Here is a 24,345-nt window from a genome sequence, read left to right as displayed (position 1 = left end):
TCTTTTCACAAATGTTACAAATCAATATCAGCCCATAAAATAAGCAAAAATGGCGTTTTTCTACTATTCTTCTTTTGCACCATTCAAAAGTTGATTTTCAACATACTGGGCTGGGTTCATCTTCAGCAGTTCTTTCAGTTTTAAAGCTTTTAAATATTCCGTTTCTGCAGACTTATCTACATCCAAGGTTTGAAAATCCAGATTAGTCACACGCTTGAGCTCATTCTCATTTAAAATCTGCAAGGACATAGAGAAACCTGGCAAATCCTTCACTTGTTGATAATGTTCATCTGCTTCCAAGGATCTATTGAGTACTGTTTGAGCTTCTTCTACACCATATTCCTTTATAGCTTGCTTTAAATCATCCGCATTTGGACTAACCTGCTCTATACTTAAACTTAAAAACTGATCGTCTTTATAAGTCACTACCTGCTTTTGCTGCGAGCCATTCTCAGTTTTTGGAAAGACCAAGGTCTTTGTTACTACTGTGTTCTTTTCCGCATTTGAAATAATCGGCAAGGTTGTATCCAACTTATCCTCAGAAGTTGAAGCGGACGAAGCAGTATGTGATTTTTTCTGACCGCAAGCCGTCAGCGTAAGCAAAACAAGGCCCAACAATAGCACTATCTTTTTCATTTTTTAGCCTCCTACGCCTATTTTACCACACTCATAACTCCTGTCAACGCTAGATTTGTAAAGTAAAAAAGGTCTGAAAAGCCGCCCATTCACTATTACTAGCAAATCGGCTTGTTCAGACTCCTTTTTCTTTATAATGGGCTATTTATAGAGCTGCTCTCAAACGCGCCTCTGCATTTTCAACGTTACGGACAGAACGTGGAAGAAAGGCACGAATGTCATCTTCTTTATAGCCAACTTGGAGGCGTTTATCGTCAACCAAGATAGGGCTTTTCAAGATACGTGGGGTTTCCATGATAATATCAATCACTTCACTCACACTCAAATCTTCAATATCAACACCAAGACCTTTTGCATAGCGATTTTTAGAAGAGACAATGCTCGCAACGCCATTTTCAGTTTTGGTCAAAATATCTAAAATTTCTTCTTTTGTGATTCCCTCTTTACCGAGGTTTTGTTCTTTATAAGTTAATTGATGGGCATTAAGCCAGGTCTTTGCTTTCTTACAGCTTGTACAACTTGAAACTGTGTAAATTGTAATCATGTAAGGACTCCTTTCACTACCCGATACTACTATCGTAGTCTATTATACCATAAAAACCATCGGTCTTGCGACCTATTTTGGAAAAATTATTCCTCGATCTCTATAGCATCGTCTAGTTCAAGAGTTACTTCTTCAATGTTTTCAGTGATTTTTCCTGCAGTTTCAGTCGCAGTTGCTTCTCCTTCTTGATCGTCTTCGATCAAGCCAAAACGGACACGGACTTGACGGTCAATTTCGTCAAAGACTTCTGGGTGATCAGCCAAATATTTCTTGGCATTTTCAGAACCTTGACCAATCTTCTCATCATTATAAGAATACCAAGCGCCTGCTTTTTTGATGATATTTAAGTCTGTTGCAATCTTGATCAGTTCACCAGTCTTAGAAATTCCTTCTCCATACATGATTTCCACGAAGGCTTCTTTAAATGGCGGAGCTACCTTGTTTTTCACGACCTTAATCTTGGTTTCCTTACCAACATTTGTATCCTTAGCATCGCCAGTTCCTTTAATTTGAGTATTCCCACGGACATCCAAACGGACAGAAGCATAGAATTTCAAAGCACGGCCACCTGGTGTTGTTTCAGGATTTCCGAACATAACCCCAACTTTTTCACGAAGTTGGTTGATAAAGATGGCAATTGTTTTTGTTTTGTTGATAGAAGCAGACAGTTTACGCATGGCCTGACTCATCATCCGAGCCTGCAAACCAACGTGGCTATCACCGATATCTCCATCGATTTCCGCACGTGGTACAAGAGCTGCAACAGAGTCAATGACAACTAAATCAACTGCACCAGAGTCAATCAATTTCCCAGCAATTTCTAATCCTTGCTCACCAGAATCTGGTTGAGATAGCAACAGCTCATCAATATTTACACCTAGAGCAGCCGCGTAAGATGGATCCAAAGCGTGCTCTGCATCAATAAAGGCTGCAATACCACCCTCTTTTTGCGCTTGAGCAACAGCATGAAGGGCAACAGTCGTCTTACCAGAAGACTCTGGACCGTAGATTTCAATGATACGTCCCTTAGGATAACCACCAGCACCAAGGGCGATATCCAAGGCCAAAGATCCTGAGCTCATGACTTGAACCTTTTGTTCTGCTCGCTCGCCAAGGCGCATAATCGCTCCCTTACCAAAGTCCTTTTCAATGTTCTTCAGGGCGTTGTCCAAAGCCTTTTGGCGTTCGTCTCCAAATTTTTTTGTAATATCATCTAGATTCTTTTGTTTCTTTGCCATTAATTTCTCCTATTTTTTCTAAAAATATCTTTTGGCTATCTTTTAATTATACCAAAAATTAACTATTTAATAAAGTCTTTCGCACTAGGTTAAAGGCGTGCAGAACAGCGATTTTTCGTACATCTCGCCGGCTACGTCCAGCAATATTGACCTTAATCGTTTCCGTTCCTGCAGCACTAGCTAAACCGATAAAAACGGTCCCTGCTGGATGGCCTTCCAGTGAATCTGGTCCAGCCACGCCTGTCAGACTGACAGCCAAGTCGCTTTCGGTCAGCTTTCTAGCCTGCTCTGCCATTTCCCCAGCCGTAAAAGCTGAAACAACCCCATGTTCCTCCAGCTCTCCCAGCGGAATGTCCAGCATCCGGCTCTTTTCCTCCATGCTATAGGTGACGAAGCCACCTGAAAAAATAGCTGAAGCTCCAGCAAAATCTGCCAAAGTCGCTTGGAAGAGACCTGCTGTCAGACTCTCTGCTGCTGAAATCGTCTTTCCTTGACTCTTGAGCAAGTCAAAAGCCACCTGAGCCAAGGAATTATCATCCCCATAACCATAGAAAATCTCTGACAGAGACTGGTCTTCAAAAGTCTTATGTGACAAAATTTCCTTTTCCACAGCATCAAACTTGGTGTCGGCTTCTGCCTGACTCAAGGCCTTGGTGGACAGTCGTAGGGTAACTTCCCCTGTCTTTGCATAAGGAGCAATGGTGGGGTCACTTTGCTGATCAATCATCTCTGACAAAATAGTCACTAGCTGACTCTCGCCGATACCAAAGAAGCGCAACACTCGTGAGTACAACTTTTGACCTGTGGATAAGATGGGAACCAACTCGTTATTGACCATAGGTTTGAGCTCGCTAGGCGGACCAGGCAGGACTACATAGGTCACTCCGTCTGCTTCTAACAATCCTCCGACAGCTAAGCCGGTCGCATTTGGTAAAGGAGTTGAGCCTTCAACCAGCTGGGCCTGACGCTCATTGTTGGGCGTTCGGGCATAATCTGGTCGACTAGCAAAAAAGCGATCCAGCTTTTCCACAGCATCAGGGTCAAAACTCAACTCTCGACCTAAAAACTTAGCCAAGGTCTGCTTGGTCAAATCATCCTCTGTTGGCCCCAAGCCTCCTGTCAAGATAATTAGATTACTACGTCCTTGAGCAATCTCTAGGATTGAAAGGAGACGATTTTCATTGTCCCCCACAGCTGTCTGAAAATAGACATCAATCCCCAGACTCGCCAGTTTCTCAGATAAAAATTGGGCATTAGTATTGACAATCTGACCCGTCAGAATCTCGGTGCCCACAGCAATAATTTCTGCTTTCATAGAACCTCCTACCTTACTATTCGGAATTGGCTTTATTTTATCACAAAAACAAGCAAAAAAGTTGATTTTCATTTTAAGAAGTTAAATAGTTTGTCAACTTGCTTGACAGACTTGTCAACATGTTGTGGAAAACTTTTGAAAAGTTATCTGTTATGGAGAATAACTGGATTGTTAGGAAAATGCTATTGGCAAATGGTTTCATTATTTTTATAATGAAGATGAACAAGGAAATCATCTGAATTTTTTATTTGAAGAAAGGAGATCATCATGAAAATTTCACAAGTGCTCAAAGACATTCGTCAACAAAATCAACTCACTCAGGAGACTTTGGCGGAAAGGCTCAAGGTTTCCCGCTCTGCCATTGCCCGTTGGGAAAGTGAAAAAGGTATCCCTGATATCGGAAATCTCATTACTATCAGTCGGGAGTTTGATATCAGCCTGGACACACTCATCAGGGAGGATGAGTGCTTGGAGAAAAAGGTCATCGAAGATAGCAAGGCCAAGAAATGGCACTATTTAGTCATCCTCTACCTTTTTTCCATCTTAGTTTATATTGGTGTCTTTGCTTACTTCCACCATATCTTTATGGCTGGCTTCCTCGTCTCTACCCTCTTCGTGCTTTTCTATGAGCTTCGCATCTTTATCAAGGAAAAGATTTGGATGCAGAAGGAAGAATGAGGAGATATAGAGAACAACAAAAAACCTAGAGGTCTTGAACTTCTAGGTTTTCATTTATTTATAGTCAATAAGGTAATAGTAAAAGCAATAATGTTGTTACAACAATGAAGAGTAATTGGATACCAGATGTTTTTGTCCTTTTTCAGATAAATTAAAGAAATAACGAATCCTCCACCAAAATAGGAAATGGCTGTCAGCCACTCTGACAAAACCAAGCTATGCATATGAAGAGTAGCAAACAGAAAAACAGTCAAAGCAAGGCCGAGCCTATCTGAATATTTTGCCAAGAAAGTCCCTAAGAAAAAGCGACGAAAGAAAAGTTCTTCCACAACTGGTCCAACAAAACAACCAACAAGCAAGAACAGATAAGGATTTTCTAAAAGCGCAGCTTGAATCCGAGCATCATTCTGTCCCTGGAGGGGCAATCCTAGACTCTGTTTAAGAGATCCTGATAGTAGATTCGAAGCAATTGTCAGGAGAAAAATAAGAACCATATACAAGGAGATTGTTTTAAGGAACTCCTTCTTCTTAGGCAGAATCAAAGAAAATTGCTCCTGCAATTCCTCCCGATAAGCCAAGAGCCCCAATGTAAACAAAAGAGAGTAAACCGGATAGGTCATCCATTTTTGTCTAATAAACTGCAACCCTCTAGCTATAAATAGAATGGTATATAGTGAAATAAAAATGAGCTGAAATTTTCTTGTTTTCATCGTTCTACTTCCAGTCACAATCACTTTCGTGGTCATTGATAAGGCCTGCTGCTTCTAGGAATGAATAGACACAAACAGGACCGACAAATTTGAAACCTTGCTTTTTCAGAGCCTTGGACATGCTTTCTGACAGCTCTGTCTTAGCTGGCGCTTCCTTGTAGTTCGTAATTTGATTGTCAATCGTTTTGAAATCTACAAAGGACCAGATATAGTCATTAAAAGAGCCAAACTGCTTCTGAACAGCCAAAAAAGCTTGGGCATTAGCCCTGGTCGCATAAATCTTCATCTTGTTACGGATGATGTCGGGATTATCCAACAAATCGTCCAGATCTTCATCCGTCATCTGAGCAATTTTCTGGGCATCATAGAAATGAAAAGCTTCCCGAAAAGCCTGACGTTTATTCAGAATGGTCTCCCAAGAAAGTCCAGCCTGATAGGTCTCCATGCAGAGCAATTCAAATAACTTTTGATCATCATGGAGGGGTTTGCCCCACTCCTCATCATGATAGGCCACATACAAGGGGTTGTTCATTTTTACCCAGCCACAGCGTTTGGTCATAACTTTCTCCTATTTCACCAACATCTTAAGGGCTGACTTGATGTAGTTCTCTGCTGTATCCGTCGTTCCTTCAAAGAATTTTTTGATTTTCTTGAGCTCAGCAGCCTTGTAACCCAGAGCCAGCATGGCTTCCATGGCTTCTTCCAGTTCTTGGTTTTCATTGCTAGCTTGCACTGCATCCTTGGCAGAAAGATCGTCACCAGCTATTACCACCTTACCTTCCAAGTCCAGCACCATTTGCTGAGCCGTCTTCTTGCCAATCTTAGGAAACTTGGTCAGGTAGGTGATGTTTTTTTGCTCAATAGCTTGTACCAAGCCAGCATTATCATCTGCAGCAATGATAGCTAGGGCAGATACTGGCCCAATACCTGAGACTGAGATCAAACTGAGAAAGAGTTGCTTCTCCTCCTCGGCCGCAAAACCATATAAGAGCTCCGCGTCTTCTCTCACTACTTGATGAACATAGACCTTGGCTTCCTGATGAAGATGACCTGAGTAAGCATAGGGGTTGGCCACATGAAGAATATAGCCGATAGAGTTGACTTCCAATACGATGTATTTGGCTGTAATTTTGCTAATAATTCCTTTAAAATATTCGTACATAATCTTCCTTCTTTTTGTATCATTTTGCTTATCTAGTATATCATATTTTCTGTCTGGAAACTGCAAACAGAAGTGCAACCAGCGGTTGACAAAATGTACAGGAAGCTGTATTCTCAAGATAACTAAAAGCTGTTAGGATAGAGTTAGCAAAGAAAAGGAGGCTGCGATGATGAAACTCGCTGATAAATTATTTGAACTAAGAAAAGAAAAAGGCTGGTCACAAGAAAAACTAGCTGAACAAATCAATGTCTCCCGCCAGAGCATTTCCAAGTGGGAGTCTGGCCAAGCGTTGCCAGAGCTGGAAAAAATTGTAGAGCTGAGCAAGATTTTCCAAGTGACGACAGATTATCTGCTTTTAGAAGACAGCGACAAGCCGGAAATAAAACCCGTCCTCTCGGAAGATGAAAAAGATCGCTACTACCAGGAAGTGAAATCTTATGGCTTCTGGCAGGTTCTGTATATTTTTGTCTCAGCCCTGGCTATCTTTCTCTTTTTCGCAGGTTCTAGCTTTCCAGCAAAATTTACTGCCTTGGTCTGGTTGGCCTTCTTCCTCTTAATCGCATCCGCAATGGCTATTAACAAGGCGCTAAAGATTAAGAAAAAGTATCTGGACAAGGTTATCGGGCTTGATGATTCTAAGAAAGAAGGGGCTCAAGATGAAACTAAAAACTGACAATCCCATACCTGTCAAAACTCGTCTGAAAGAGCTGATTGGTGACTGGCTCTTCATCTCAGGCTACCTCATTGCTCTTTTTTTACTAGCTATGGCCTTTTACAATCTTATTCTAGGAGGCATTCCTGCATTCACTGAAGTCCAGAGCCAGCTTCTGGCTTTTTCTACCTCAGTCCTGCCCCTAACTATCATCTTTGCTTGGCTAGACTATAGAAAGGGAAGTTTTGGGAAACGTTGGGCAGGTTTACAGTTGATTTACAAACATAAGAATCTTTCCCACAGCCTTTTGCGCTCTGCTATCAAGTTTTTCCCTTGGCAGCTGGGACACATGGGAGCTATCCGTAGTGCTTATCAAGCAGATGCTCTGTCAATTTTCTTGTCAACTTCAGCAGGGATTCTCTTCTTAATCTTTCTGCTGATGGGACTGTTTCGCAAGGACAAACGCCATCCAGCTGATTTACTTACTGGAACACAAGTTCAGCTTAAAAATTCAAAACAGCTCTAGTTCTATAACTAGGGCTGTTTGATTTTCTATAAAGTTTAGTATTTCCCTAACTCCCGCAGGCTAGTATGATTTTCCTGAATGCGGCGGAACATTTTTTCCATATCCGACTTGGTAAAGTTGACCAAGACCGGTCGGCCGTGTGGGCAGTTGTAAGGATTGTCACACTGGGACAGCTGAAAGAGCAAGTCACGCGCAGAGTAGTCATCCAGACTGTGATTGGCCTTGATGGAGCGTTTGCAGCTCATCATAATGGCTAGCTCTGCTCGATATTTCTTGATAGAAACTTCCTTGGTCAGGAGAAGCATATCACACATCTCATAGATACCTGCCTCAATCTCCTCTTCCTTAAACCAAATGGGATGCTCACGGAGGATGAACTGATTGGCTCCATACTCTTCTAAAAAGATGCCAGCATCTTCTAGCAGCTCCATCCGCTGCTTGATTCGCAGCATATCGTCTGCTGGAAATTCAAAGATATAGGGCACTAAGAGCTGTTGCTGGCTATTGTCCACATCCCCAATCTTCTCCCGATAATACTCATACTTGACCCGCTCTTGGGCAGCATGCTGGTCAATAATGTAAAGACCACCCTTGCCTTGAGCAAAGAGATAGGTGCCATGCATCTGACCGAAATATTCTAACTCTGGGAAGCTTGATTTCTCTTCCTGCTCTAGCTTATCCACAGCCCGCTCCAGACTAGCCTGGTCTAGCTCTGGATGGTCTAGTTGGTCATAGCTGACTAGCTTTCTCTCTGCGAATTTGACCGAAGTTGACTGTGGCGGTTCTGATTTTTCATTTGTCGCTTCATGAACAGGCTTTGCTGATTTTTCAAAGGATATTTGCTGCTCGGCCACCTGTGGCTTAAGGAAGAAGTCATTCTGCTCCTTATCGTAGTAGAGGCGATTTTCTTTCAACGGAAGGCTGGTCTGTTCGGGCTTAGTCGCACGCTTAACAGTTGATTTTGCTAGATTTTCCAAAGCATCTGGGATAAGGTCCTGCTCCTTGAGACTGGTCGCAATGGCTTGCGAAATCAAGGCCATGAGTTCCCGCTCTTTAGAAATCCTCACCTCTTGCTTGGTCGGATGGACATTGACATCGGCTAGGTAAGGATCAATTTGAATATTGATGACCGCTAGTGGAAAACGGCCTACCATCAACTTGCTGCCGTAACCGTCCAAAATAGCCCGATTGAGTAGGAAATTCTTAATGTAGCGGCCGTTGATGAGAATCGTAATATAATTCCGATTCGCGCGAGTCAGTTCAGGCAGACTGACATAGCCACTCACCTCAAAGTCCAAGTCTGAAGCAGAGATTTCCACCATTTTCTTAGCTGTTGCCAGACCATAGATGCCTGCAATAGCCTGACGCAGATTACCACTGCCGGCAGTCCGTGTCATTTCTCGGCCGTCGCTGATAAGGGTGAAAGCCACTTCTGGATGGGCCAGACTAAGCCGATTAATCACATCAACGATATGGGATAGCTCAGCCTGCTGGCTCTTCATATACTTGAGCCGGGCGGGAGTATTGAAGAAAAGATCTTCTATCTTGATTTTCGTTCCCACTGGACTGCTGGTAGGCTCGTGCTCTTCTATCTCACCGCCTTGGGCAACTAGCAAAGTCCCGTGCTGGCCATTTTCTGTTGCAGTCTCAATGGTAAAACGCGAGACAGAAGCAATGGAAGGAATGGCCTCGCCGCGAAAACCCAGTGTCCGAATCCGAAAGAGATCCGCCTGTTTCTTGATTTTACTGGTAGCATGGCGGCGAAGGGCCAGAGGGACATCTTCGTGATCTATGCCCTCGCCATTATCCGTCACCTGGATAGTCTTGAGTCCGGCCTCCTCGATTTCGATGGTAATTTGGCTAGCACCCGCATCAAGTGAATTTTCCACCAGCTCCTTGACCACGCTGCTAGGTCGCTCAATGACCTCACCGGCCGCAATCTGATTGGCTAGAATTTCTGGAAGTTCGATAATTTTTGACATCATTTTCTCCGTATTTGTTCTGCTATCTATTATAACACATTGGGCTCTTTCTATCAGAAGGCAGCCTTTTCTCAACCACTCTGCTCACAAGACAAACCAGATAGACACAAATAGCTGCCACATAGACAAAGGGGCTTGTTTTCGCTGCCAAGTTGCGGTTTAATAAAGGTGAAAGGAGGAAGTTATGAAAGTTAAGCTAAGAATCGATTCTCAAGTCACCGAAGACTCCGTCAGCATTGAGGCTCGCCTCATGACAGAAAGCATTCAGGAATTGGTCCACTTTGCTCAACATCTAGGCAAAGAAGACAAGATTCATGTCAAAAAAGAAGATGAAATCTATCTGCTGGATGCTAAGGAAATCCACCGAATCTATACAGAAAATCGCCAGGTTCAGGTTCGAACAGCAAAAGATGGCTATCGAGTTCAACAAGCTCTTTATCAGTTGCTGCAGGTCCTGCCGGACTATTTCCTGCAGATTTCTCAGTCGGAGATTATCAACAGCCGACAAATCAGCCACCTCAAGCTGACTCCAAATGGTCTGATTCAAATATTTCTGAAAAACGGTGATCAGACATACTCGTCCCGCCGCTATCTTAAATCTATCAAAGAAAGGTTGCAATTATGAAAACTCGTCTTAAAGAACTCTTTTTCGGAGGGATTGGAGGGATTTTCATCGGTCTCTTCTTCTCCATGATTGTTTCTTATTTTTACAATCCAGCTTATCTACCGCTGCACCCTCGCTCTCCTATCGGCCACTTCTTTTTGAGCCAGCATGTCCATGTTTCCCTCATTATGCTCTACTGCCTGCTTATCTGGTTTATCATGGGAGCTATTTTCAGATGGAGCGGAAGCTTCTTCCAAAGAGACTGGAGCATCCTGCGCTCCGTCGTCAGCCACTATGGCGTGATGATTCTGACCTTTGCACTTTTGGCAAATCTAGCCGGATTTTTCCCAAGAGAAAAAATAATTAGCCTGACACTGACTGCTGTCGGGGAATTCACCCTTATCTATCTAATCATTTCAGGCGCCATCTACTACCACACTTACCGCAACATTCAAAAAATCAATAGCGGTTTGTCTAGCAAATCGTGAGAAATAAAAAGAGCAGACTTGAGGCATTAACAAGTCTGTTCTTTGTTTTTACAACTTCTTCTTCAACTCAGCCACTGCTGCCATGACTTCCAGGGGAGTCATATTGTAGATGTCCAAGTCTCGTAGTTCAGTCAGGACTGGATTTTCCGTTTCTTCTACAAAAAGCGACATCTGCTCAGACACTTTTTGGGAGTCCGTTCTAGACGCTGGAAGAGAAGCCTCTCTTTTCTCTTGATTTTCCAAATCTGTCAAAATCGCATCTGCCCTTGTCAGCAAATCTTTTGGCAAACCAGCAATTTTTGCAACATGAATCCCATAGGACTTGTCAGCAGGTCCTGCTTCAATCTTATGCAAAAATGTCACTTGGCCATCTTTTTCTAGAGTTGCCACATGGACGTTTTCTAATCGCGTCAAGCTACTTGACAGGCCTGTCAACTCATGATAATGGGTTGCAAAAAGAGTCTTGGCCTTGGTGCGATCATGAATATACTCAATAATTGCTTGCGCCAGAGCCATCCCATCATAAGTCGCAGTCCCCCGTCCCAGTTCATCAAAAAGGATCAAAGAGTGGTCACTTGCTTGTCGAATGGCCCGATTAGCCTCCATCATTTCAACCATAAAGGTCGATTGACCAGACACCAAATCATCTGCCGCACCTATTCGTGTAAAGATAGCATCGAAAATTGGAAGACTGGCCACTTCTGCTGGTACATACGACCCCATTTGAGCCATGATGACAATCATTGCCAGCTGTCGCATGTAGGTTGACTTCCCGCTCATATTTGGTCCAGTAATCAGCTGAATATCTGTTTCTTGATCCAGTTCGATACTATTTGGGATGTAGCTTTGGGCTCCCATGACTTTTTCGATAACCGCATGACGGCCTTTTTTAATCTGCAAACTACGACTGCTTGTAAAACTTGGACGGACTAAGTGTTGACTTTCAGCCACAACCGCAAAGCTCTGTAAAACATCGACCGTAGCTAGGGTTTGAGCTAAGGCTTGTAGCCGTTGAATATATTTTCCGACCTCTTCACGAATGCGCATGAAGATCTCATATTCCAGATTAGCAGACTTCTCACGCGCCTCCAACATCTCGCCTTCAATGCGCGCCAGCTCTTCCGTACCAAAACGCTCAGAATTTTTCAAGGTTGCTTTGCGGAAAAAATGGCTAGGAACATTGCCTAGTTGAGAATTGGTGACATGGAAATAGTAACCATCTTTCTTGTTATAATCAATTTTCAGATTAGCAATACCACTTGCCTCTCGCTCCTTGGATTCAATGTCTGCAATCCAGCTAGTCCCCTCTCTCATGACCAAACGATACTGGTCCAAGGTCTCGTCAAAACCAGTTCGAATGATATTGCCCTCAGTAATTACTTGTGGAGCATCTGGGTCAATAGCAGAGCTGATTAGATTTTCCAGCTCAGGAATTGCATCTAGCCTTGCCACCAAACTCTCCAAAGCTGGGCTTTCAATCGTTTCTAAAATTGACCGAATCTGAGGAACATGGCTCAGAGTAGAAGATAATTGCAGGAGGTCCTTGGGATTGGTCTTGCCAAATGACACACGACTTACCAGGCGTTCAATATCATAGACGCCCTTGAGACTATCTGCCAAATCACTCCGCTCAAAGAAATAATCCAGAAAGACCTGAACGACATTTTGACGCTTGATGATTCGTCCCTTATCAATCAAGGGATGCTGGATCCAAGAACGAAGCAAGCGTCCTCCCATGGCTGTTTTTGTTTCATCCATGAGCCAAAAAAGACTACCATGCTTCTTGCCCGTCCGGGCATTTTCAGTCAAGTCCAGACTGGTCTTTGTCGCATAGTCCATCTGAAGAAAATCTTTTATCTCATAATGATGGGCCTTTTTGAGATGGCTGAGCTCCCGCATCTGCGTCTGAAAAACATAGGCCAAAAGCTTCCCTGCCGTCTGCTTTTCTAAAGATGACAACTCATCTCCTAAGAGCTGAACGTCCTCCATTGCTTCCTCGACTTCTGACAGGAGTAAACTCATTTGTTTTGACAAAACCTGCTGCTCATCTTCTGACAAGCAATAACCCACGACCACTTCCCGAGCTCGGAGATTTCGAATTTCTCCACAAGCTTGGTCAAAATCTGATAGGCTGGTTACCTGAAATTCTCCCGTAGCCAGATCCATATAGGCCAAGCCATAAGCTTGCTCCTGCCTATCTAAAGCAACCAAAAAGTTATTTTCTCCGACTGGCTTACTAGAATCCACTACTGTACCCGGCGTAATAACCTGGACCACTTCGCGTTTGACCACTCCAACGGCCTGTTTAGGATCTTCCATCTGCTCTGCAATGGCAACCTTATAACCAGACTCAATCAAAACATCAATATATTGCTGGGCAGAGTGATAAGGTACACCCGCCATTGGAATGGGATTTTCTGAATTCTTATTACGGCTAGTCAGGGCAATCTCGAGAATCTGTGCCGCATTAACAGCATCCTCGTAAAACAACTCATAGAAATCCCCCATACGAAACAGCAGGAAGGCGTCCTGATAGTCTTTTTTAATATCCAAGTACTGCTGCATACCTGGCGATATTTTTTCTGTTGCCATAGTTTCCTCTCTCGTTGACAAGTTAGGCCTGTAGGCTCCAACTCTCTAGTCACTTAAATCCTGAGCACCTTTTGCTATACCATGAACTCTAATGGTTACCCAAGAATCATCTTACCTGATTTTACCATAAATAGAAAAAGGTTGAAACTTTTGTCTCAGCCCTATTTCATTCTTCAATTTACATCTTTGCCAAAATCTGCTCTTCGATTTCTTTGGCAGTATCCTGGTTACGGCAAATTAATAGGAGTGTATCGGCACCTGCTAAGGAACCTAAAATCCTCTCATCCCTATTTTCATCAATGATGTTAGCCAGCACTGCAGCTTCTCCCAAGCGTGTATGCAAAACCAAAGTAAATTCCGCACGGGCTACCCCTCTAAGATGGTAAGACAAAACCTCAGTCAAATCAATTCGAGCCGTTTCTTGCGCTAAAACATAATAGAGCTGGCCGTTTTTCTTGACTTTAATTAGACCAATTTCTCGCAAATCGCGGGATAAAGTCGTTTGAGTTACATAAATACCCTCTTCTTCCAGACGAGTCTGGATATCCTTTTGTGTCCCTAACTTCTCCTCTTTAATCATTTTCTTGATTAAGTCATGACGTTTCTTCTTTTTCATTTTCCCCTCGATAGTTGTATATTTATACTCTAGATTATACCAAAAAATTGTTATGATACCCAAAAAATTTGAAGATTCCTTTAAAAATGTGATAAAATAGTAATATTAAAAGACTCAAAGGAGCACCTATGGATAATAAACAAATCATTGCCAGCGAATTGGCCAAGGTGATTGACAGCCTGGACCAAGACGCTATTTTAAATTTACTCGAACAGCCAAAAAGTTCTGATTTAGGAGATATCGCCTTTCCTGCTTTCTCATTGGCCAAAGTAGAACGCAAGGCTCCTCAAGCTATTGCAGCTGATATTGTCGAAAAGATTGACACAACTCACTTTGACAAGGTTGTTGCAACTGGACCATATGTCAACTTTTTCTTAAACAAAGCTGAGATTTCTGGTCAAGTTATTAAAGAAGTAGTTAAAGAAGGGGCTGACTACGGACAACAAAATGAAGGCAAGGGCGAAAATGTTACTATCGACCTTTCAAGTCCAAACATCGCCAAGCCTTTTTCAGTTGGTCACTTACGCTCTACCGTTATCGGAGATGCTCTTTCTAACATCTTCCGCAAAATGGGCTACAATACCATCAAAATCAACCACTTGGGTGACTGGGGTAAACAATTCGGTCTCCTCATGGTCGCTTATAAAAAATGGGGAAGCAAGGAAGCTGTCGAAGCAAATCCTATCGACGAACTGCTACAACTCTATGTTCGTATCAATGCCGAAATCGAAAACGACCCCGCCTTGGATGACGAAGGACGCCTTTGGTTTAAAAAGCTAGAAGATGGTGATCCAGAAGCAACTGAACTTTGGCAATGGTTCCGTGACGAAAGCTTGGTGGAATTCAACCGTATCTATGAACTTCTCGGGGTTGAGTTTGACAGCTTAAACGGGGAAGCCTTCTACAACGACAAGATGGATGAAGGAATTAAAATCCTTGAAGAAAAAGGCCTTTTGGAAGAATCAAAAGGTGCTAGCATTGTCAATCTTGATGATGTCAACCTTCCTCCAGCTATGATCAAAAAATCTGACGGAGCTACGCTTTACATCACTCGTGATATTGCAACTGCCATGTACCGGGCTCGTACCTACAACTTCGTCAAAAGTATCTATGTCGTAGGACAAGAACAGTCTAACCACTTCCGCCAGCTCAAAGCTGTACTTAAGAAGATGGGATTTGACTGGAGCGATGATATGACTCACGTAGATTTCGGTCTCGTTACTAAGAACCGCCAAAAACTGTCTACACGTAAAGGAAATATCATTCTTCTTGAGCCAACCTTGCAAGAAGCGATCAGCCGTGCAAAATCTCAAATTGAAGACAAGAATCCAGAACTTGAAAACAAAGAAGCTGTTGCTCATGCAGTTGGTGTCGGTGCGGTTAAATTCTATGATTTGAAGACAGACCGTCGCAATGGGTATGACTTTGACTTGGAAGCCATGGTATCCTTTGAAGGAGAAACAGGACCTTATATCCAATACGCTTATGCTCGTATTCAATCTATCCTTCGTAAGGCAGACTTCACACCTGATGCAAATGCTGACTACCGTCTAAACGATGCTGAAAGCTGGGAAATCATCAAGCTCCTCCAAGACTTCGGCCGTGTTGTTAAGCGTGCTGCAGATAACTATGAGCCATCATTGATCGCTAAGTATGCTATCAGCTTGGCTCAAGCCTTCAACAAATACTACGCACACACACGGATCTTGGACGAAAGCCCAGAACGCGATAGCCGTTTGGCACTCAGCTACTCTACAGCCGTAGTCCTAAAAGAAGCTCTCCGCCTGCTTGGTGTTGATGCTCCAGAAAAAATGTAAGAAGCTAAAAATGCGCTCTAAAGGGCGCATTTTTAATTTGTTCAACTAGTCGTATTCTAACTCATCCGGCTTGATTTAGCATTTTTTTACAGCATTTTCTAGCTGTATCATTAAAGAGCAACCATAGAATAATCTACTGCTTCATTCGTCTTATTTTTATTTGTAAAACAAATGCACCTCCTAAAAAGGTGCATTTGTGATGTTATAACCAAGCAACAATTATTTGTTTATTCCTCCACAAAAAGTCCTAAGATATGAACATTCTCGGATACAGAGACAAAGGCTTGCGGATCAGTCTTACGCATAATATATTTAAACTCATTGTACTCAGCCCGAGTTATTACTGTAATCAGAATTGCCTTTTCCTGATGATTATAGGTCCCTTCTGCACCATTGATCATAGTAGCTCCCCGATGCAAGCGGTTGTGGATTTTCTCAATAACCTTATCTGGACAACTGGTAATAATCATGGCCTGCATTTTCTTTTGCTTAGTAAACACAGCATCCGTTACCCGACTGGACACGAAGATAGTAATCATCGAATAAAGAGCATAGGTCCAGCCAAAAGTCAGACCCGCAATCAGCATAATCATCCCATTCACCATGAAAGAAATACTGCCGACATTACGATCCGTCCGCTTACGAACAGTCAAACTGACAATATCCGTTCCGCCACTAGAAATATTATTTTTCAAAGCAAAACCAACACCTGTCCCCATCACGACGCCCCCAAAAAGAGCATTGATAATTGGGTCTTGCGTTAAAACCACCTCTGGAACAATCTGAATAAAAAAGGAACTCATACTGACGGTTATGAAGGTGAAAACTGTAAACTTATGCCCAATTTGATACCAGGCCACAATCATCAGCGGAATGTTGATTAAATAGAAGGTAAGGGAAACTGGAATTGTCATCCCAATAAATCTCTCACTCAAGGCAGAAAAAATCTGAGCTAGACCTGTTGCCCCACTAGAATAAACATGCCCAGGTTGAAAAAAGAAATTCACAGCAATAGCTGAGAGAAAACCATAGACAATCGAAGCCGAGATTTTCTCATCATATTTTTCCTTAGAAATGCTCTGTAACACTTTTAAAAGCCGAAAATTATAGGCCAATCGGCGAATCCTATAACGTAGGATCTTATAAAACTTAGTCTTTTTCATTTACTTCCACTTGTAAATTCAGTTCATCTAACTGTTTTGTAGCCACAGGACTCGGAGCCTGTGTCATTGGATCTGTCGCCTTGTTATTCTTAGGAAAGGCAATCACTTCACGGATATTTTCTTCTCCTGCTAAGAGCATCACAAAGCGGTCAAGCCCGATAGCCAAACCACCATGGGGTGGGAAACCATAGTCCATAGCTTCGAGAAGGAACCCAAACTGGTCATTTGCTTCCTCAGCTGAGAAACCAAGAGCCTTGAACATGCGTTCTTGAAGGTCTTTCTGGTTGATACGAAGGCTACCACCACCAAGCTCATAACCGTTTAAGACGATATCATAAGCAATAGCGCGGACCTTAGCCAAATCACCTTCTAATTCGTGAGCGGTCTCTGCCTGTGGAAGAGTGAATGGATGGTGGGCACTCATGTAGCGGCCTTCTTCTTCAGACCATTCAAACATTGGCCAGTCAACCACCCAAAGGAAGTTGAATTTACCGTTATCAATCAAGCCAAGTTCTTTGGCGATACGTCCACGAAGGGCACCAAGCGTTGCATTCGCCACTTCAAGCGTATCCGCCACAAATAGAACCAAATCCTTATCTTCAAGACTAAGTGCTGTTATCAAGTCTGCTTGGATAGCTGTCAAGAACTTAACAACGGGTCCGTTTAATTCTCCATCCACAACCTTAACCCAAGCAAGGCCCTTAGCTCCATACTGCTTAGCTACTTCGGTCATCTTGTCGATGTCTTTACGTGAATAGTTGTCTGCAGCGCCTTTGACGACGATTGCTTTTACTGCCGGAGCTTCTGAAAAGACTTTGAAGTCTACACCTTTGACCACTTCTGTCAGGTCCTGAAGCAACATGTCAAAACGAGTATCTGGCTTGTCAGAACCATATAGGGCCATTGCATCATCGTACTTCATACGGGGGAATGGAAGCGTCACTTCGATTCCTTTTGTTTCTTTCATCACGCGCGCAATCAATCCTTCTGTGATATCTTGAATTTCTTGCTCACTAAGGAAGGAAGTTTCTAAGTCGACCTGGGTAAACTCAGGCTGACGGTCACCACGCAAGTCTTCATCACGGAAACATTTAACGATTTGATAGTAACGGTCAAACCCAGCATTCATCAACAATTGCTTAGTGATTTGAGGACTTTGAGGAAGAGCATAGAAATGACCTTTATTGACACGAGATGGCACCAAATAGTCACGCGCCCCTTCTGGTGTTGACTTGGAAAGGAAGGGTGTCTCCACATCGATAAATTCCAACTCATCCAAGTAGTTGCGGATAGAGTGGGTCACCTTAGCACGAAGTTTGAGATTTTCCAACATCTCTGGACGACGAAGGTCAAGGTAACGGTAACGCAAACGTGTATCGTCATTGGCTTCAATGCCATCTTTAATTTCAAAAGGAGTTGTTTTAGCGGTGTTTAGAACCTCTAGGCTTTGCACGTGTAATTCTACAGCACCTGTTGCCAATTTATCATTAGCTTGCTCTCTGGCTACCACTTGACCTGTCACCTCGATGACAAACTCACTGCGCAGACTTTCTGCTGTCTCCATCACATCCTTTGAAACAGTCTCAGGATTGATAACCAGCTGCATGATGCCTTCACGGTCTCGCAAATCAATGAAAATCAAGCCACCCAAGTCTCGTCTACGAGCGACCCAGCCTTTCAAAGTGATTTCTTGACCTACGTGCTCCTTGCGAACACGTCCAGCATACATCGAACGTTTCATTATTTTTCTCCAAACTTTTAATTCTTGTTCTATTTTACCATAAAGATAGAGGGATAAGCTTGTCCCTCAGTATTTTTTTAGAAAAAACATTTTTGCTAAATAGCAGGCCTTACAAAATGTCAATTCAAGCCTAGTCTTCCTTCTTGCCCTTTTCAAATAAAGCAGGTGCCAAGGCCTTGCTGACCATAGCTGTTAAAAATCGAAAAAGACCTGCCGCCAAGCCAAATATAGGAGCTAGATAGCGGAAAAAGAAATCTCCCCTAATAAATAAACACAGAAGACCCGTTATGATAAATAAAGCGACTGCCTGAATAAGGGAGAGCATGACTATTTTTTTCATTTAATATTCCTTTGTAGATGATCGTTTGTAATTATTCAACTAAAAACAGAAGGCTGGAATAGAATTCCAGCACCTGTTGCTTTCACTTGCTTAGAGTCCAATTTGGGCCAAAACAGCCTGAAAATCTGTCTTAATAGCTTCGAGTGCCACTGTCACTTCTTGACGCGTCACATTATTTTTGACAGTCAGCTCGCCACTTTCTAGCTCGCTCTCGCCAAGGGTAATAATGGTCTTCGCTTGGAAGATATCCGCTGATTTAAATTGGGCCTTAATCTTGCGGTCCAAATAGTCCCGTTCAGCCGCAAAACCTTGTGCTCGGAGAGATTGGACTAATTCCAAAGCTTTGCCATTGGCACCAGCTCCCAAAACAGCAATATAAGCGTCCAGACCCATCTCAATCGGAAGCTCCACACCTTGCTTGTCCAAGACGAGAAGCAAACGTTCCAAGCCCATACCAAAGCCGACACCTGGAGTCTCAGGACCACCAAAGTAAGCAACTAGCCCATCATAACGGCCACCCGCACAAATGGTCAACTGACTACCGGCCACCTCAGTCGTAAACTCGAAAATCGTGTGGTTGTAATAATCCAAACCACGGACCATGTTGGTATTGATAACATACGGGATCTGTAAAGTCTCTAACATAGAGCGAACAGCCTCAAAGTAAGCACTGCTCTCCTCATCCAGATAGTCCAGAATAGACGGAGCACCCTCTACTGCCACCTTATCCTCAGGCTCTTTAGAATCCAGCACGCGCAGGGGATTTTCTTCCAAGCGACGTTGACTATCTGCAGATAGACTAGCCTTCAGTGGAGTCAGATAATCAATCAAAGCCTGACGATAAGCCGCTCTGCTCTCAGGATTCCCCAGTGTATTTAGCTCCAAGCTGACATTGGTGATGCCAATTTCCTTGAAGAATTGAGCTGCCATAGCAATCATTTCTACGTCTGTTGCAGGATTGCTAGAACCAAAGCACTCTGCTCCAATCTGGTGAAACTCCCGCAGACGACCAGCCTGAGGACGTTCATAGCGGAACATAGAGCCCATATAGTAGAGCTTGACAGGCTTTTGAACTTCCGGTGCGAAGAGCTTGTTTTCCACATAAGATCGAACGACAGGGGCTGTCCCTTCCGGACGAAGCGTGATGTGGCGGTCGCCCTTATCATAAAAATCGTACATTTCCTTGGTCACAATGTCTGTCGTATCTCCAACAGAACGGCTGATAACTTCATAATGCTCAAAAATAGGAGTACGAATCTCAGCATAATTGTATTTCCTAAATGTCTCACGAGCAAATTCTTCGACATATTGCCACTTGGCAGACTCTTGTGGGAGAATATCTTGAGTTCCCTTTGGTTTTTGTAATTTCATCTTCTCACCTCTGTCTTCTTTAGTACCTATATTTTACCACAAGTCCAGCATTTTTAGGAGTACAAATGGCATTTTCCAACAGTAAGAAGTAAATCCGTTTTCATTATGGAAAATATCTTGAAAAAATGTCAGAATTGTGAGAAAATAAAAACAATTCCAGCTAGTATAGAAGGAGATACCTATGAGAGACGATATCAAAATCAACGAACGAGCAGCTGCCATTCAGGATAAACTAGTAGAAAAACTCGAACGCATTTACGACCCAGACGTCGAGCTAGATGTATACAACCTAGGCCTGATTTATGAAATCAACCTAGACGAAAACGGCCACTGCAAGATTGTCATGACTTTTACGGACACAGCCTGTGACTGTGCTGAGAGCCTCCCCATCGCCATCATGGACTCTCTTAAGAAGATTGATGAGATCGAAAGTGTCTCTGTCGAAGTCACTTGGTCTCCTGCTTGGAAAATCACCCGCATCAGCCGTTTTGGCCGTATTGCACTAGGGATCAGCCCTAAATAAAAAAACGACTACTTCGTCTATCATTGAAATAAAATATTGAACCCGCTAGAAAAACTAGCGGGTTCTTTTGTTATATATTGGCTATTTCTTTCCGGTTTCTTCTGGTTTCCAGAAGTCCGTAACAGCACCTTTAGCAGCAGAGGATACCATATGGGCATATTTACCAAGTACCCCACGGCTATAAAGCGGTGGAATCGTTGTTTCTGCCTTGCGTTTCGCCAACTCCTCGTCAGAGACAGCCATGGAAATTTCTTTGGTGTCTTGGTCAACGGTTACTATATCACCCGTGCGAAGGTAGGCGATCGGGCCACCATCCTGAGCTTCGGGAGCAATGTGTCCAACAACCAAGCCGTAAGTACCACCTGAGAAGCGACCGTCTGTCAGAAGGGCAACCTTGTCCCCTTGACCTTTCCCTACAATGATAGAAGAAAGCGACAGCATTTCCGGCATACCAGGGCCACCTTTTGGTCCAACGTAACGAACTACAACCACATCACCATCGACTACTTCATCGGCCAACACTGCATCAATAGCGGCTTCTTCTGAGTCAAAGACCTTGGCTGGTCCGACGTGGCGACGTACCTTAACACCAGAAACCTTGGCAACAGCACCGTCTGGAGCCAGATTACCATGCAAGATGATCAATGGACCGTCTGCACGTTTTGGATTTTCAAGTGGCATAATGACCTTTTGACCTGGTGTCAGATCCGCAAAGTCTGCCAGATTTTCCGCTACCGTCTTACCAGTACAAGTGATGCGATCACCGTGCAGGAAGCCATTCGCCAAGAGATATTTCATCACAGCAGGCACTCCACCAACCTCATAAAGGTCTTGGAAGACATACTGACCAGATGGTTTCAAGTCAGCCAAATGTGGCACCTTCTCTTGAATGACATTAAAGTCGTCCAGTGTCAGCTCAACATTAGCCGCATGAGCCATAGCTAGCAAATGCAGAGTAGCATTAGTAGAGCCACCCAGAGCCATAGTCACTGTAATTGCATCTTCAAAGGCTTCACGCGTCAAGATATCAGAAGGTTTCAACCCCATCTTGAGCATATTAACAACCGCACGTCCAGCTGCTTCGATATCCTCTTTCTTGTCAGCTGATTCAGCTGGGTGAGAAGAGGAGCCTGGCAAGCTCATACCCAGAACTTCAATAGCTGTAGCCATGGTATTAGCTGTATACATACCACCACAGCCACCAGGGCCAGGACAGGCATTACACTCAAGACGTTTCACGTCCTCCTCGGACATATCCCCGTGATTCCATTTTCCGATTCCTTCAAATACGGAAACTAGGTCAATGTCTTTCCCGTCAAGATTTCCAGGTGCAATCGTTCCACCGTAGGCGAAGATTGCGGGAATATCCATATTGGCAATGGCGATCATAGAGCCTGGCATATTCTTGTCACAGCCACCGATGGCAACAAAAGCATCCACATTGTGCCCGCCCATAGCAGCTTCGATAGAGTCCGCAATGATATCACGAGAGGTCAAAGAGAAGCGCATACCTGGCGTACCCATGGCAATCCCGTCCGCAACGGTAATAGTACCAAATTGAACTGGCCAAGCACCAGCAGATTTAACTCCTTCTTTTGCTAGCTTACCGAAGTCGTGCAAGTGCATGTTACAAGGGGTATTTTCCGCCCAAGTCGAAATCACCCCTACAATAGGTGTTTCAAAATCTTTATCCGTCATTCCTGTAGCCCGAAGCATGGCACGGTTTGGTGATTTAACCATGCTATCGTAAATCTTACTTCTATGACGATTTTCTAGCTTATCTGTCATGTCTATTCCCTTCCTATCAGTGGTCTTTGTGTCCTATATTATACCACACTTGCCCTCAAATGAACAGGAGAAAATTTTTAAATTTTCAGAATTTTATAAAAATAATTGCTCTGCTATTTTCAAATTAAATAAAAAAATCTGTCAAGTAACTTTACTTTACAAAAAACTTTTGATATACTGTTAAAGTTGATGTAAATCATCAAACTGAATCGAAATCATAAACTAAAAGGAGAAACAAACAATGGCAGTACCTGCACGTCGCACTTCAAAAGCGAAGAAAAACAAACGTCGTACTCACTATAAAGTAACAGCTCCATCTGTAACTTTTGACGAAACTACTGGAGATTACTCACGTTCTCACCGTGTATCACTTAAAGGATACTACAAAGGACGTAAGATCGCTAAAGCTGCTGCAGCCGAATAATAGAAGGGAGATACCATGCGCGTAAATATTACACTTGAACACAAAGAATCTGGTGAACGCTTGTACCTTACTTCTAAAAACAAACGTAACACTCCAGACCGTCTTCAATTGAAGAAATACTCACCAAAACTTCGCAAACACGTTGTGTTTACAGAGGTTAAGTAAGGGTTTCAGTACACGTCAATAGACGTCAAAATATTGATTTTAAGCGATTTTTGATTTTTTGAAACTCATTATATCGCACTACAAATCAATAAAAACTCTACCTTTTACTCTACCTTTTTTAGATAAATATATCATCTGGATATTGAAGTTAAGCCCTGCTATCATTTCGATGGCAGGGCTTTTTAATATTTGGTACACTAACTTCTTATCTATATTTTGGTGGATTTTAAGTTGACATCTACAAAGTTTAATGTTAGAATACATTCAAAAATATATTTGAATGAGGTATTTTATGATTCAAAATGTTGTTACTTCAATAATCCTGTATTCTGGGACAGCCGTAGACTTACTTATTATCCTAATGTTATTTTTTGCCAAAAGAAAAAGCAGAAAAGACATCATTAACATCTATTTAGGACAATTTCTAGGCTCTGTTAGTCTAATATTCCTAAGTTTGCTTTTTGCATTTGTCTTAAATTATATTCCTAGTAAAGAGATTTTAGGTTTACTCGGTTTGATTCCAATTTTCCTAGGCCTAAAAGTTTTGCTTTTAGGAGATTCTGATGGAGAAGCTATTGCAAAAGATGGTTTGCGAAAAGACAATAAAAACCTGATTTTTCTAGTCGCTATGATTACTTTTGCAAGTTGTGGCGCTGACAATATTGGTGTCTTTGTCCCATATTTTACCACCTTAAATTTAGCGAATTTGATAGTGACTTTACTTACTTTTCTAGTCATGATTTATCTCTTGGTTTTTTCTGCACAAAAATTAGCACAAGTCCCTTCTGTTGGAGAAACTTTGGAAAAATATAGCAGATGGTTTATTGCCGTTGTCTATTTAGGATTGGGGATGTATATCCTGATTGAAAACAACAGCTTTGACATGCTATGGGCTGTGTTAGGCTAGGAGAAAAAATTATGAAAAAAGATAGTATCTGTCAAGTGGATGTTATAAATCAACAAAATGTTACAACCGCAACGAACTACCTTGAAAAGGAAAAAGTCCAAAAATCACTTCGCATTTTATCAAAATTTACCGATAATAAACAGATAAATATCATCTTTTATCTCCTTGCCGTCGAAGAACTCTGTGTCTGCGATATAGCCTGTTTATTAAATCTCAGTATGGCATCTGCCTCCCACCATCTTCGTAAACTAGCCAATCAAAACATCTTGGACACTAGAAGAGAGGGGAAAATTATATATTATTTTATAAAAGATGAGGAAATCAGAGATTTTTTTAATCAACTAGGATAACAACTATTTCTAC

27 protein-coding genes are annotated in these 24,345 nt (G+C 42.6%); 11 read left to right on the top strand and 16 right to left on the bottom strand.

What is annotated here, in order from left to right:
• Positions 1 to 63: 63 nt before the first annotated feature.
• The 4 genes from HMPREF0847_RS07455 to HMPREF0847_RS07440 form a co-directional block, all read right to left on the bottom strand.
• Entirely contained in the window at positions 64 to 636 is a 573-nt protein-coding gene (locus HMPREF0847_RS07455; RefSeq protein ID WP_008809969.1) for an SP0191 family lipoprotein, read from the bottom strand.
• A 145-nt stretch (positions 637 to 781) separates the two neighbouring features.
• Positions 782 to 1,180, bottom strand: coding sequence for a transcriptional regulator Spx (gene spx, locus HMPREF0847_RS07450; RefSeq protein ID WP_008809970.1), 399 nt, complete (start codon positions 1,178 to 1,180; stop codon positions 782 to 784).
• 86 nt (positions 1,181 to 1,266) lie between these two features.
• Entirely contained in the window at positions 1,267 to 2,418 is a 1,152-nt protein-coding gene (gene recA, locus HMPREF0847_RS07445) for a recombinase RecA (protein ID WP_008809971.1), read from the bottom strand.
• A gap of 58 nt (positions 2,419 to 2,476) precedes the next feature.
• A complete protein-coding gene (locus HMPREF0847_RS07440) occupies positions 2,477 to 3,733 on the bottom strand; it encodes a competence/damage-inducible protein A (protein ID WP_008809972.1) in 1,257 nt (418 codons plus the stop codon).
• Positions 3,734 to 4,000: 267 nt separating this feature from the next.
• Between HMPREF0847_RS07440 and HMPREF0847_RS07435 the strand changes: the two genes are divergently transcribed.
• Positions 4,001 to 4,411, top strand: a complete 411-nt coding sequence (locus tag HMPREF0847_RS07435; protein WP_008809973.1) for a helix-turn-helix domain-containing protein — start codon at positions 4,001 to 4,003, stop codon at positions 4,409 to 4,411.
• 50 nt (positions 4,412 to 4,461) lie between these two features.
• On the opposite strand, the gene HMPREF0847_RS07430 is transcribed toward HMPREF0847_RS07435, so the two are convergent.
• From HMPREF0847_RS07430 to ruvA, 3 genes are read right to left on the bottom strand one after another with little or no spacing between them, the layout of a single operon-like run.
• Positions 4,462 to 5,121, bottom strand: coding sequence for a CPBP family intramembrane glutamic endopeptidase (locus tag HMPREF0847_RS07430; RefSeq protein ID WP_037622492.1), 660 nt, complete (start codon positions 5,119 to 5,121; stop codon positions 4,462 to 4,464).
• Positions 5,122 to 5,125: 4 nt separating this feature from the next.
• Positions 5,126 to 5,680 carry a DNA-3-methyladenine glycosylase I gene (locus HMPREF0847_RS07425; RefSeq protein WP_008809975.1) on the bottom strand — a complete coding sequence of 185 codons (555 nt, stop codon included), beginning with the start codon at positions 5,678 to 5,680 and terminating at the stop codon, positions 5,126 to 5,128.
• A gap of 9 nt (positions 5,681 to 5,689) precedes the next feature.
• Positions 5,690 to 6,283 (bottom strand): Holliday junction branch migration protein RuvA, encoded by a 594-nt coding sequence (ruvA, locus tag HMPREF0847_RS07420; RefSeq protein ID WP_008809976.1) that lies wholly within the window; start codon positions 6,281 to 6,283, stop codon positions 5,690 to 5,692.
• Positions 6,284 to 6,452: 169 nt separating this feature from the next.
• On the opposite strand from ruvA, the gene HMPREF0847_RS07415 reads away from it, so the two are divergent.
• Together HMPREF0847_RS07415 and HMPREF0847_RS07410 are read left to right on the top strand one after the other, a co-directional pair.
• Entirely contained in the window at positions 6,453 to 6,956 is a 504-nt protein-coding gene (locus tag HMPREF0847_RS07415; RefSeq protein ID WP_008809977.1) for a helix-turn-helix domain-containing protein, read from the top strand.
• Positions 6,940 to 7,461: an RDD family protein gene (locus HMPREF0847_RS07410; protein ID WP_008809978.1), complete on the top strand. Its 522-nt coding sequence runs from the start codon at positions 6,940 to 6,942 to the stop codon at positions 7,459 to 7,461. The genes HMPREF0847_RS07415 and HMPREF0847_RS07410 overlap by 17 nt, the downstream gene beginning before the upstream one ends.
• 35 nt (positions 7,462 to 7,496) lie before the next feature.
• Here HMPREF0847_RS07410 and mutL read toward each other — a convergent pair whose 3' ends face one another.
• A complete protein-coding gene (gene mutL / locus HMPREF0847_RS07405) occupies positions 7,497 to 9,443 on the bottom strand; it encodes a DNA mismatch repair endonuclease MutL (RefSeq protein WP_008809979.1) in 1,947 nt (648 codons plus the stop codon).
• A 184-nt stretch (positions 9,444 to 9,627) separates the two neighbouring features.
• Between mutL and HMPREF0847_RS07400 the strand changes: the two genes are divergently transcribed.
• Together HMPREF0847_RS07400 and HMPREF0847_RS07395 are read left to right on the top strand one after the other, a co-directional pair.
• Entirely contained in the window at positions 9,628 to 10,068 is a 441-nt protein-coding gene (locus tag HMPREF0847_RS07400; protein ID WP_008809980.1) for a LytTR family DNA-binding domain-containing protein, read from the top strand.
• A complete protein-coding gene (locus HMPREF0847_RS07395; RefSeq protein WP_008809981.1) occupies positions 10,065 to 10,535 on the top strand; it encodes a DUF3021 family protein in 471 nt (156 codons plus the stop codon). Before HMPREF0847_RS07400 ends, HMPREF0847_RS07395 begins: the two co-directional genes overlap by 4 nt.
• Before the next feature lie 48 nt (positions 10,536 to 10,583).
• On the opposite strand, the gene mutS is transcribed toward HMPREF0847_RS07395, so the two are convergent.
• Positions 10,584 to 13,127, bottom strand: a complete 2,544-nt coding sequence (mutS, locus tag HMPREF0847_RS07390; RefSeq protein ID WP_008809982.1) for a DNA mismatch repair protein MutS — start codon at positions 13,125 to 13,127, stop codon at positions 10,584 to 10,586.
• 178 nt (positions 13,128 to 13,305) lie between these two features.
• Positions 13,306 to 13,743, bottom strand: a complete 438-nt coding sequence (gene argR, locus HMPREF0847_RS07385) for an arginine repressor (protein WP_008809983.1) — start codon at positions 13,741 to 13,743, stop codon at positions 13,306 to 13,308.
• Between the two features lie 128 nt (positions 13,744 to 13,871).
• Here argR and argS point away from each other — a divergent pair, with 128 nt between their 5' ends.
• Positions 13,872 to 15,560 carry an arginine--tRNA ligase gene (argS, locus tag HMPREF0847_RS07380; RefSeq protein ID WP_008809984.1) on the top strand — a complete coding sequence of 563 codons (1,689 nt, stop codon included), beginning with the start codon at positions 13,872 to 13,874 and terminating at the stop codon, positions 15,558 to 15,560.
• A 227-nt stretch (positions 15,561 to 15,787) separates the two neighbouring features.
• On the opposite strand, the gene HMPREF0847_RS07375 is transcribed toward argS, so the two are convergent.
• From HMPREF0847_RS07375 to hisS, 4 genes are all read right to left on the bottom strand, one after another.
• Positions 15,788 to 16,723 carry a YitT family protein gene (locus HMPREF0847_RS07375; protein ID WP_008809985.1) on the bottom strand — a complete coding sequence of 312 codons (936 nt, stop codon included), beginning with the start codon at positions 16,721 to 16,723 and terminating at the stop codon, positions 15,788 to 15,790.
• Positions 16,710 to 18,464: an aspartate--tRNA ligase gene (aspS, locus tag HMPREF0847_RS07370; protein ID WP_008809986.1), complete on the bottom strand. Its 1,755-nt coding sequence runs from the start codon at positions 18,462 to 18,464 to the stop codon at positions 16,710 to 16,712. Before aspS ends, HMPREF0847_RS07375 begins: the two co-directional genes overlap by 14 nt.
• A gap of 130 nt (positions 18,465 to 18,594) precedes the next feature.
• Entirely contained in the window at positions 18,595 to 18,804 is a 210-nt protein-coding gene (locus HMPREF0847_RS07365) for a hypothetical protein (protein WP_008809987.1), read from the bottom strand.
• A gap of 90 nt (positions 18,805 to 18,894) precedes the next feature.
• Positions 18,895 to 20,175 carry a histidine--tRNA ligase gene (hisS, locus tag HMPREF0847_RS07360; protein WP_008809988.1) on the bottom strand — a complete coding sequence of 427 codons (1,281 nt, stop codon included), beginning with the start codon at positions 20,173 to 20,175 and terminating at the stop codon, positions 18,895 to 18,897.
• A 181-nt stretch (positions 20,176 to 20,356) separates the two neighbouring features.
• Between hisS and HMPREF0847_RS07355 the strand changes: the two genes are divergently transcribed.
• Positions 20,357 to 20,698 carry a metal-sulfur cluster assembly factor gene (locus HMPREF0847_RS07355; protein ID WP_008809989.1) on the top strand — a complete coding sequence of 114 codons (342 nt, stop codon included), beginning with the start codon at positions 20,357 to 20,359 and terminating at the stop codon, positions 20,696 to 20,698.
• An 81-nt stretch (positions 20,699 to 20,779) separates the two neighbouring features.
• Here HMPREF0847_RS07355 and ilvD read toward each other — a convergent pair whose 3' ends face one another.
• Positions 20,780 to 22,486 carry a dihydroxy-acid dehydratase gene (gene ilvD / locus HMPREF0847_RS07350; RefSeq protein ID WP_008809990.1) on the bottom strand — a complete coding sequence of 569 codons (1,707 nt, stop codon included), beginning with the start codon at positions 22,484 to 22,486 and terminating at the stop codon, positions 20,780 to 20,782.
• 241 nt (positions 22,487 to 22,727) lie between these two features.
• On the opposite strand from ilvD, the gene rpmF reads away from it, so the two are divergent.
• Both rpmF and rpmG read left to right on the top strand, forming a co-directional pair.
• Positions 22,728 to 22,910, top strand: a complete 183-nt coding sequence (rpmF, locus tag HMPREF0847_RS07345) for a 50S ribosomal protein L32 (RefSeq protein WP_008809991.1) — start codon at positions 22,728 to 22,730, stop codon at positions 22,908 to 22,910.
• Positions 22,911 to 22,925: 15 nt separating this feature from the next.
• A complete protein-coding gene (gene rpmG, locus HMPREF0847_RS07340) occupies positions 22,926 to 23,075 on the top strand; it encodes a 50S ribosomal protein L33 (RefSeq protein WP_001265622.1) in 150 nt (49 codons plus the stop codon).
• 78 nt (positions 23,076 to 23,153) lie between these two features.
• Here rpmG and HMPREF0847_RS11460 read toward each other — a convergent pair whose 3' ends face one another.
• Complete coding sequence (locus HMPREF0847_RS11460; RefSeq protein ID WP_002892741.1) at positions 23,154 to 23,339, bottom strand: hypothetical protein; 186 nt, start codon at positions 23,337 to 23,339, stop codon at positions 23,154 to 23,156.
• Positions 23,340 to 23,367: 28 nt separating this feature from the next.
• Here HMPREF0847_RS11460 and HMPREF0847_RS07335 point away from each other — a divergent pair, with 28 nt between their 5' ends.
• Both HMPREF0847_RS07335 and cadX read left to right on the top strand, forming a co-directional pair.
• On the top strand, positions 23,368 to 23,982 hold the full coding sequence (locus HMPREF0847_RS07335) for a CadD family cadmium resistance transporter (protein WP_000615736.1): 615 nt from the start codon (positions 23,368 to 23,370) through the stop codon (positions 23,980 to 23,982).
• Between the two features lie 11 nt (positions 23,983 to 23,993).
• On the top strand, positions 23,994 to 24,332 hold the full coding sequence (gene cadX, locus HMPREF0847_RS07330) for a Cd(II)/Zn(II)-sensing metalloregulatory transcriptional regulator CadX (RefSeq protein ID WP_000711078.1): 339 nt from the start codon (positions 23,994 to 23,996) through the stop codon (positions 24,330 to 24,332).
• Positions 24,333 to 24,345: the final 13 nt, after the last annotated feature.

Origin of the sequence: Streptococcus sp. 2_1_36FAA, from assembly GCF_000161955.2 — a bacterium.
Classification (GTDB): Bacteria; Bacillota; Bacilli; order Lactobacillales; family Streptococcaceae; genus Streptococcus; species Streptococcus gordonii.
Note: the sequence above shows the minus strand (reverse complement) of the source record. Positions and strands in the feature narration are given on the sequence as shown.

Excerpts from the sequence above, each read along its gene's own strand:
- HMPREF0847_RS07455 (WP_008809969.1), bottom strand. The coding sequence starts at position 636 with ATGAAAAAGATAGTGCTATTGTTGGGCCTTGTTTTGCTTACGCTGACG.
- spx (WP_008809970.1), bottom strand. The coding sequence starts at position 1,180 with ATGATTACAATTTACACAGTTTCAAGTTGTACAAGCTGTAAGAAAGCA.
- recA (WP_008809971.1), bottom strand. The coding sequence starts at position 2,418 with ATGGCAAAGAAACAAAAGAATCTAGATGATATTACAAAAAAATTTGGA.
- HMPREF0847_RS07440 (WP_008809972.1), bottom strand. The coding sequence starts at position 3,733 with ATGAAAGCAGAAATTATTGCTGTGGGCACCGAGATTCTGACGGGTCAG.
- HMPREF0847_RS07435 (WP_008809973.1), top strand. The coding sequence starts at position 4,001 with ATGAAAATTTCACAAGTGCTCAAAGACATTCGTCAACAAAATCAACTC.
- HMPREF0847_RS07430 (WP_037622492.1), bottom strand. The coding sequence starts at position 5,121 with ATGAAAACAAGAAAATTTCAGCTCATTTTTATTTCACTATATACCATT.
- HMPREF0847_RS07425 (WP_008809975.1), bottom strand. The coding sequence starts at position 5,680 with ATGACCAAACGCTGTGGCTGGGTAAAAATGAACAACCCCTTGTATGTG.
- ruvA (WP_008809976.1), bottom strand. The coding sequence starts at position 6,283 with ATGTACGAATATTTTAAAGGAATTATTAGCAAAATTACAGCCAAATAC.
- HMPREF0847_RS07415 (WP_008809977.1), top strand. The coding sequence starts at position 6,453 with ATGAAACTCGCTGATAAATTATTTGAACTAAGAAAAGAAAAAGGCTGG.
- HMPREF0847_RS07410 (WP_008809978.1), top strand. The coding sequence starts at position 6,940 with ATGAAACTAAAAACTGACAATCCCATACCTGTCAAAACTCGTCTGAAA.
- mutL (WP_008809979.1), bottom strand. The coding sequence starts at position 9,443 with ATGTCAAAAATTATCGAACTTCCAGAAATTCTAGCCAATCAGATTGCG.
- HMPREF0847_RS07400 (WP_008809980.1), top strand. The coding sequence starts at position 9,628 with ATGAAAGTTAAGCTAAGAATCGATTCTCAAGTCACCGAAGACTCCGTC.
- HMPREF0847_RS07395 (WP_008809981.1), top strand. The coding sequence starts at position 10,065 with ATGAAAACTCGTCTTAAAGAACTCTTTTTCGGAGGGATTGGAGGGATT.
- mutS (WP_008809982.1), bottom strand. The coding sequence starts at position 13,127 with ATGGCAACAGAAAAAATATCGCCAGGTATGCAGCAGTACTTGGATATT.
- argR (WP_008809983.1), bottom strand. The coding sequence starts at position 13,743 with ATGAAAAAGAAGAAACGTCATGACTTAATCAAGAAAATGATTAAAGAG.
- argS (WP_008809984.1), top strand. The coding sequence starts at position 13,872 with ATGGATAATAAACAAATCATTGCCAGCGAATTGGCCAAGGTGATTGAC.
- HMPREF0847_RS07375 (WP_008809985.1), bottom strand. The coding sequence starts at position 16,723 with ATGAAAAAGACTAAGTTTTATAAGATCCTACGTTATAGGATTCGCCGA.
- aspS (WP_008809986.1), bottom strand. The coding sequence starts at position 18,464 with ATGAAACGTTCGATGTATGCTGGACGTGTTCGCAAGGAGCACGTAGGT.
- HMPREF0847_RS07365 (WP_008809987.1), bottom strand. The coding sequence starts at position 18,804 with ATGAAAAAAATAGTCATGCTCTCCCTTATTCAGGCAGTCGCTTTATTT.
- hisS (WP_008809988.1), bottom strand. The coding sequence starts at position 20,175 with ATGAAATTACAAAAACCAAAGGGAACTCAAGATATTCTCCCACAAGAG.
- HMPREF0847_RS07355 (WP_008809989.1), top strand. The coding sequence starts at position 20,357 with ATGAGAGACGATATCAAAATCAACGAACGAGCAGCTGCCATTCAGGAT.
- ilvD (WP_008809990.1), bottom strand. The coding sequence starts at position 22,486 with ATGACAGATAAGCTAGAAAATCGTCATAGAAGTAAGATTTACGATAGC.
- rpmF (WP_008809991.1), top strand. The coding sequence starts at position 22,728 with ATGGCAGTACCTGCACGTCGCACTTCAAAAGCGAAGAAAAACAAACGT.
- rpmG (WP_001265622.1), top strand. The coding sequence starts at position 22,926 with ATGCGCGTAAATATTACACTTGAACACAAAGAATCTGGTGAACGCTTG.
- HMPREF0847_RS11460 (WP_002892741.1), bottom strand. The coding sequence starts at position 23,339 with ATGTATTCTAACATTAAACTTTGTAGATGTCAACTTAAAATCCACCAA.
- HMPREF0847_RS07335 (WP_000615736.1), top strand. The coding sequence starts at position 23,368 with ATGATTCAAAATGTTGTTACTTCAATAATCCTGTATTCTGGGACAGCC.
- cadX (WP_000711078.1), top strand. The coding sequence starts at position 23,994 with ATGAAAAAAGATAGTATCTGTCAAGTGGATGTTATAAATCAACAAAAT.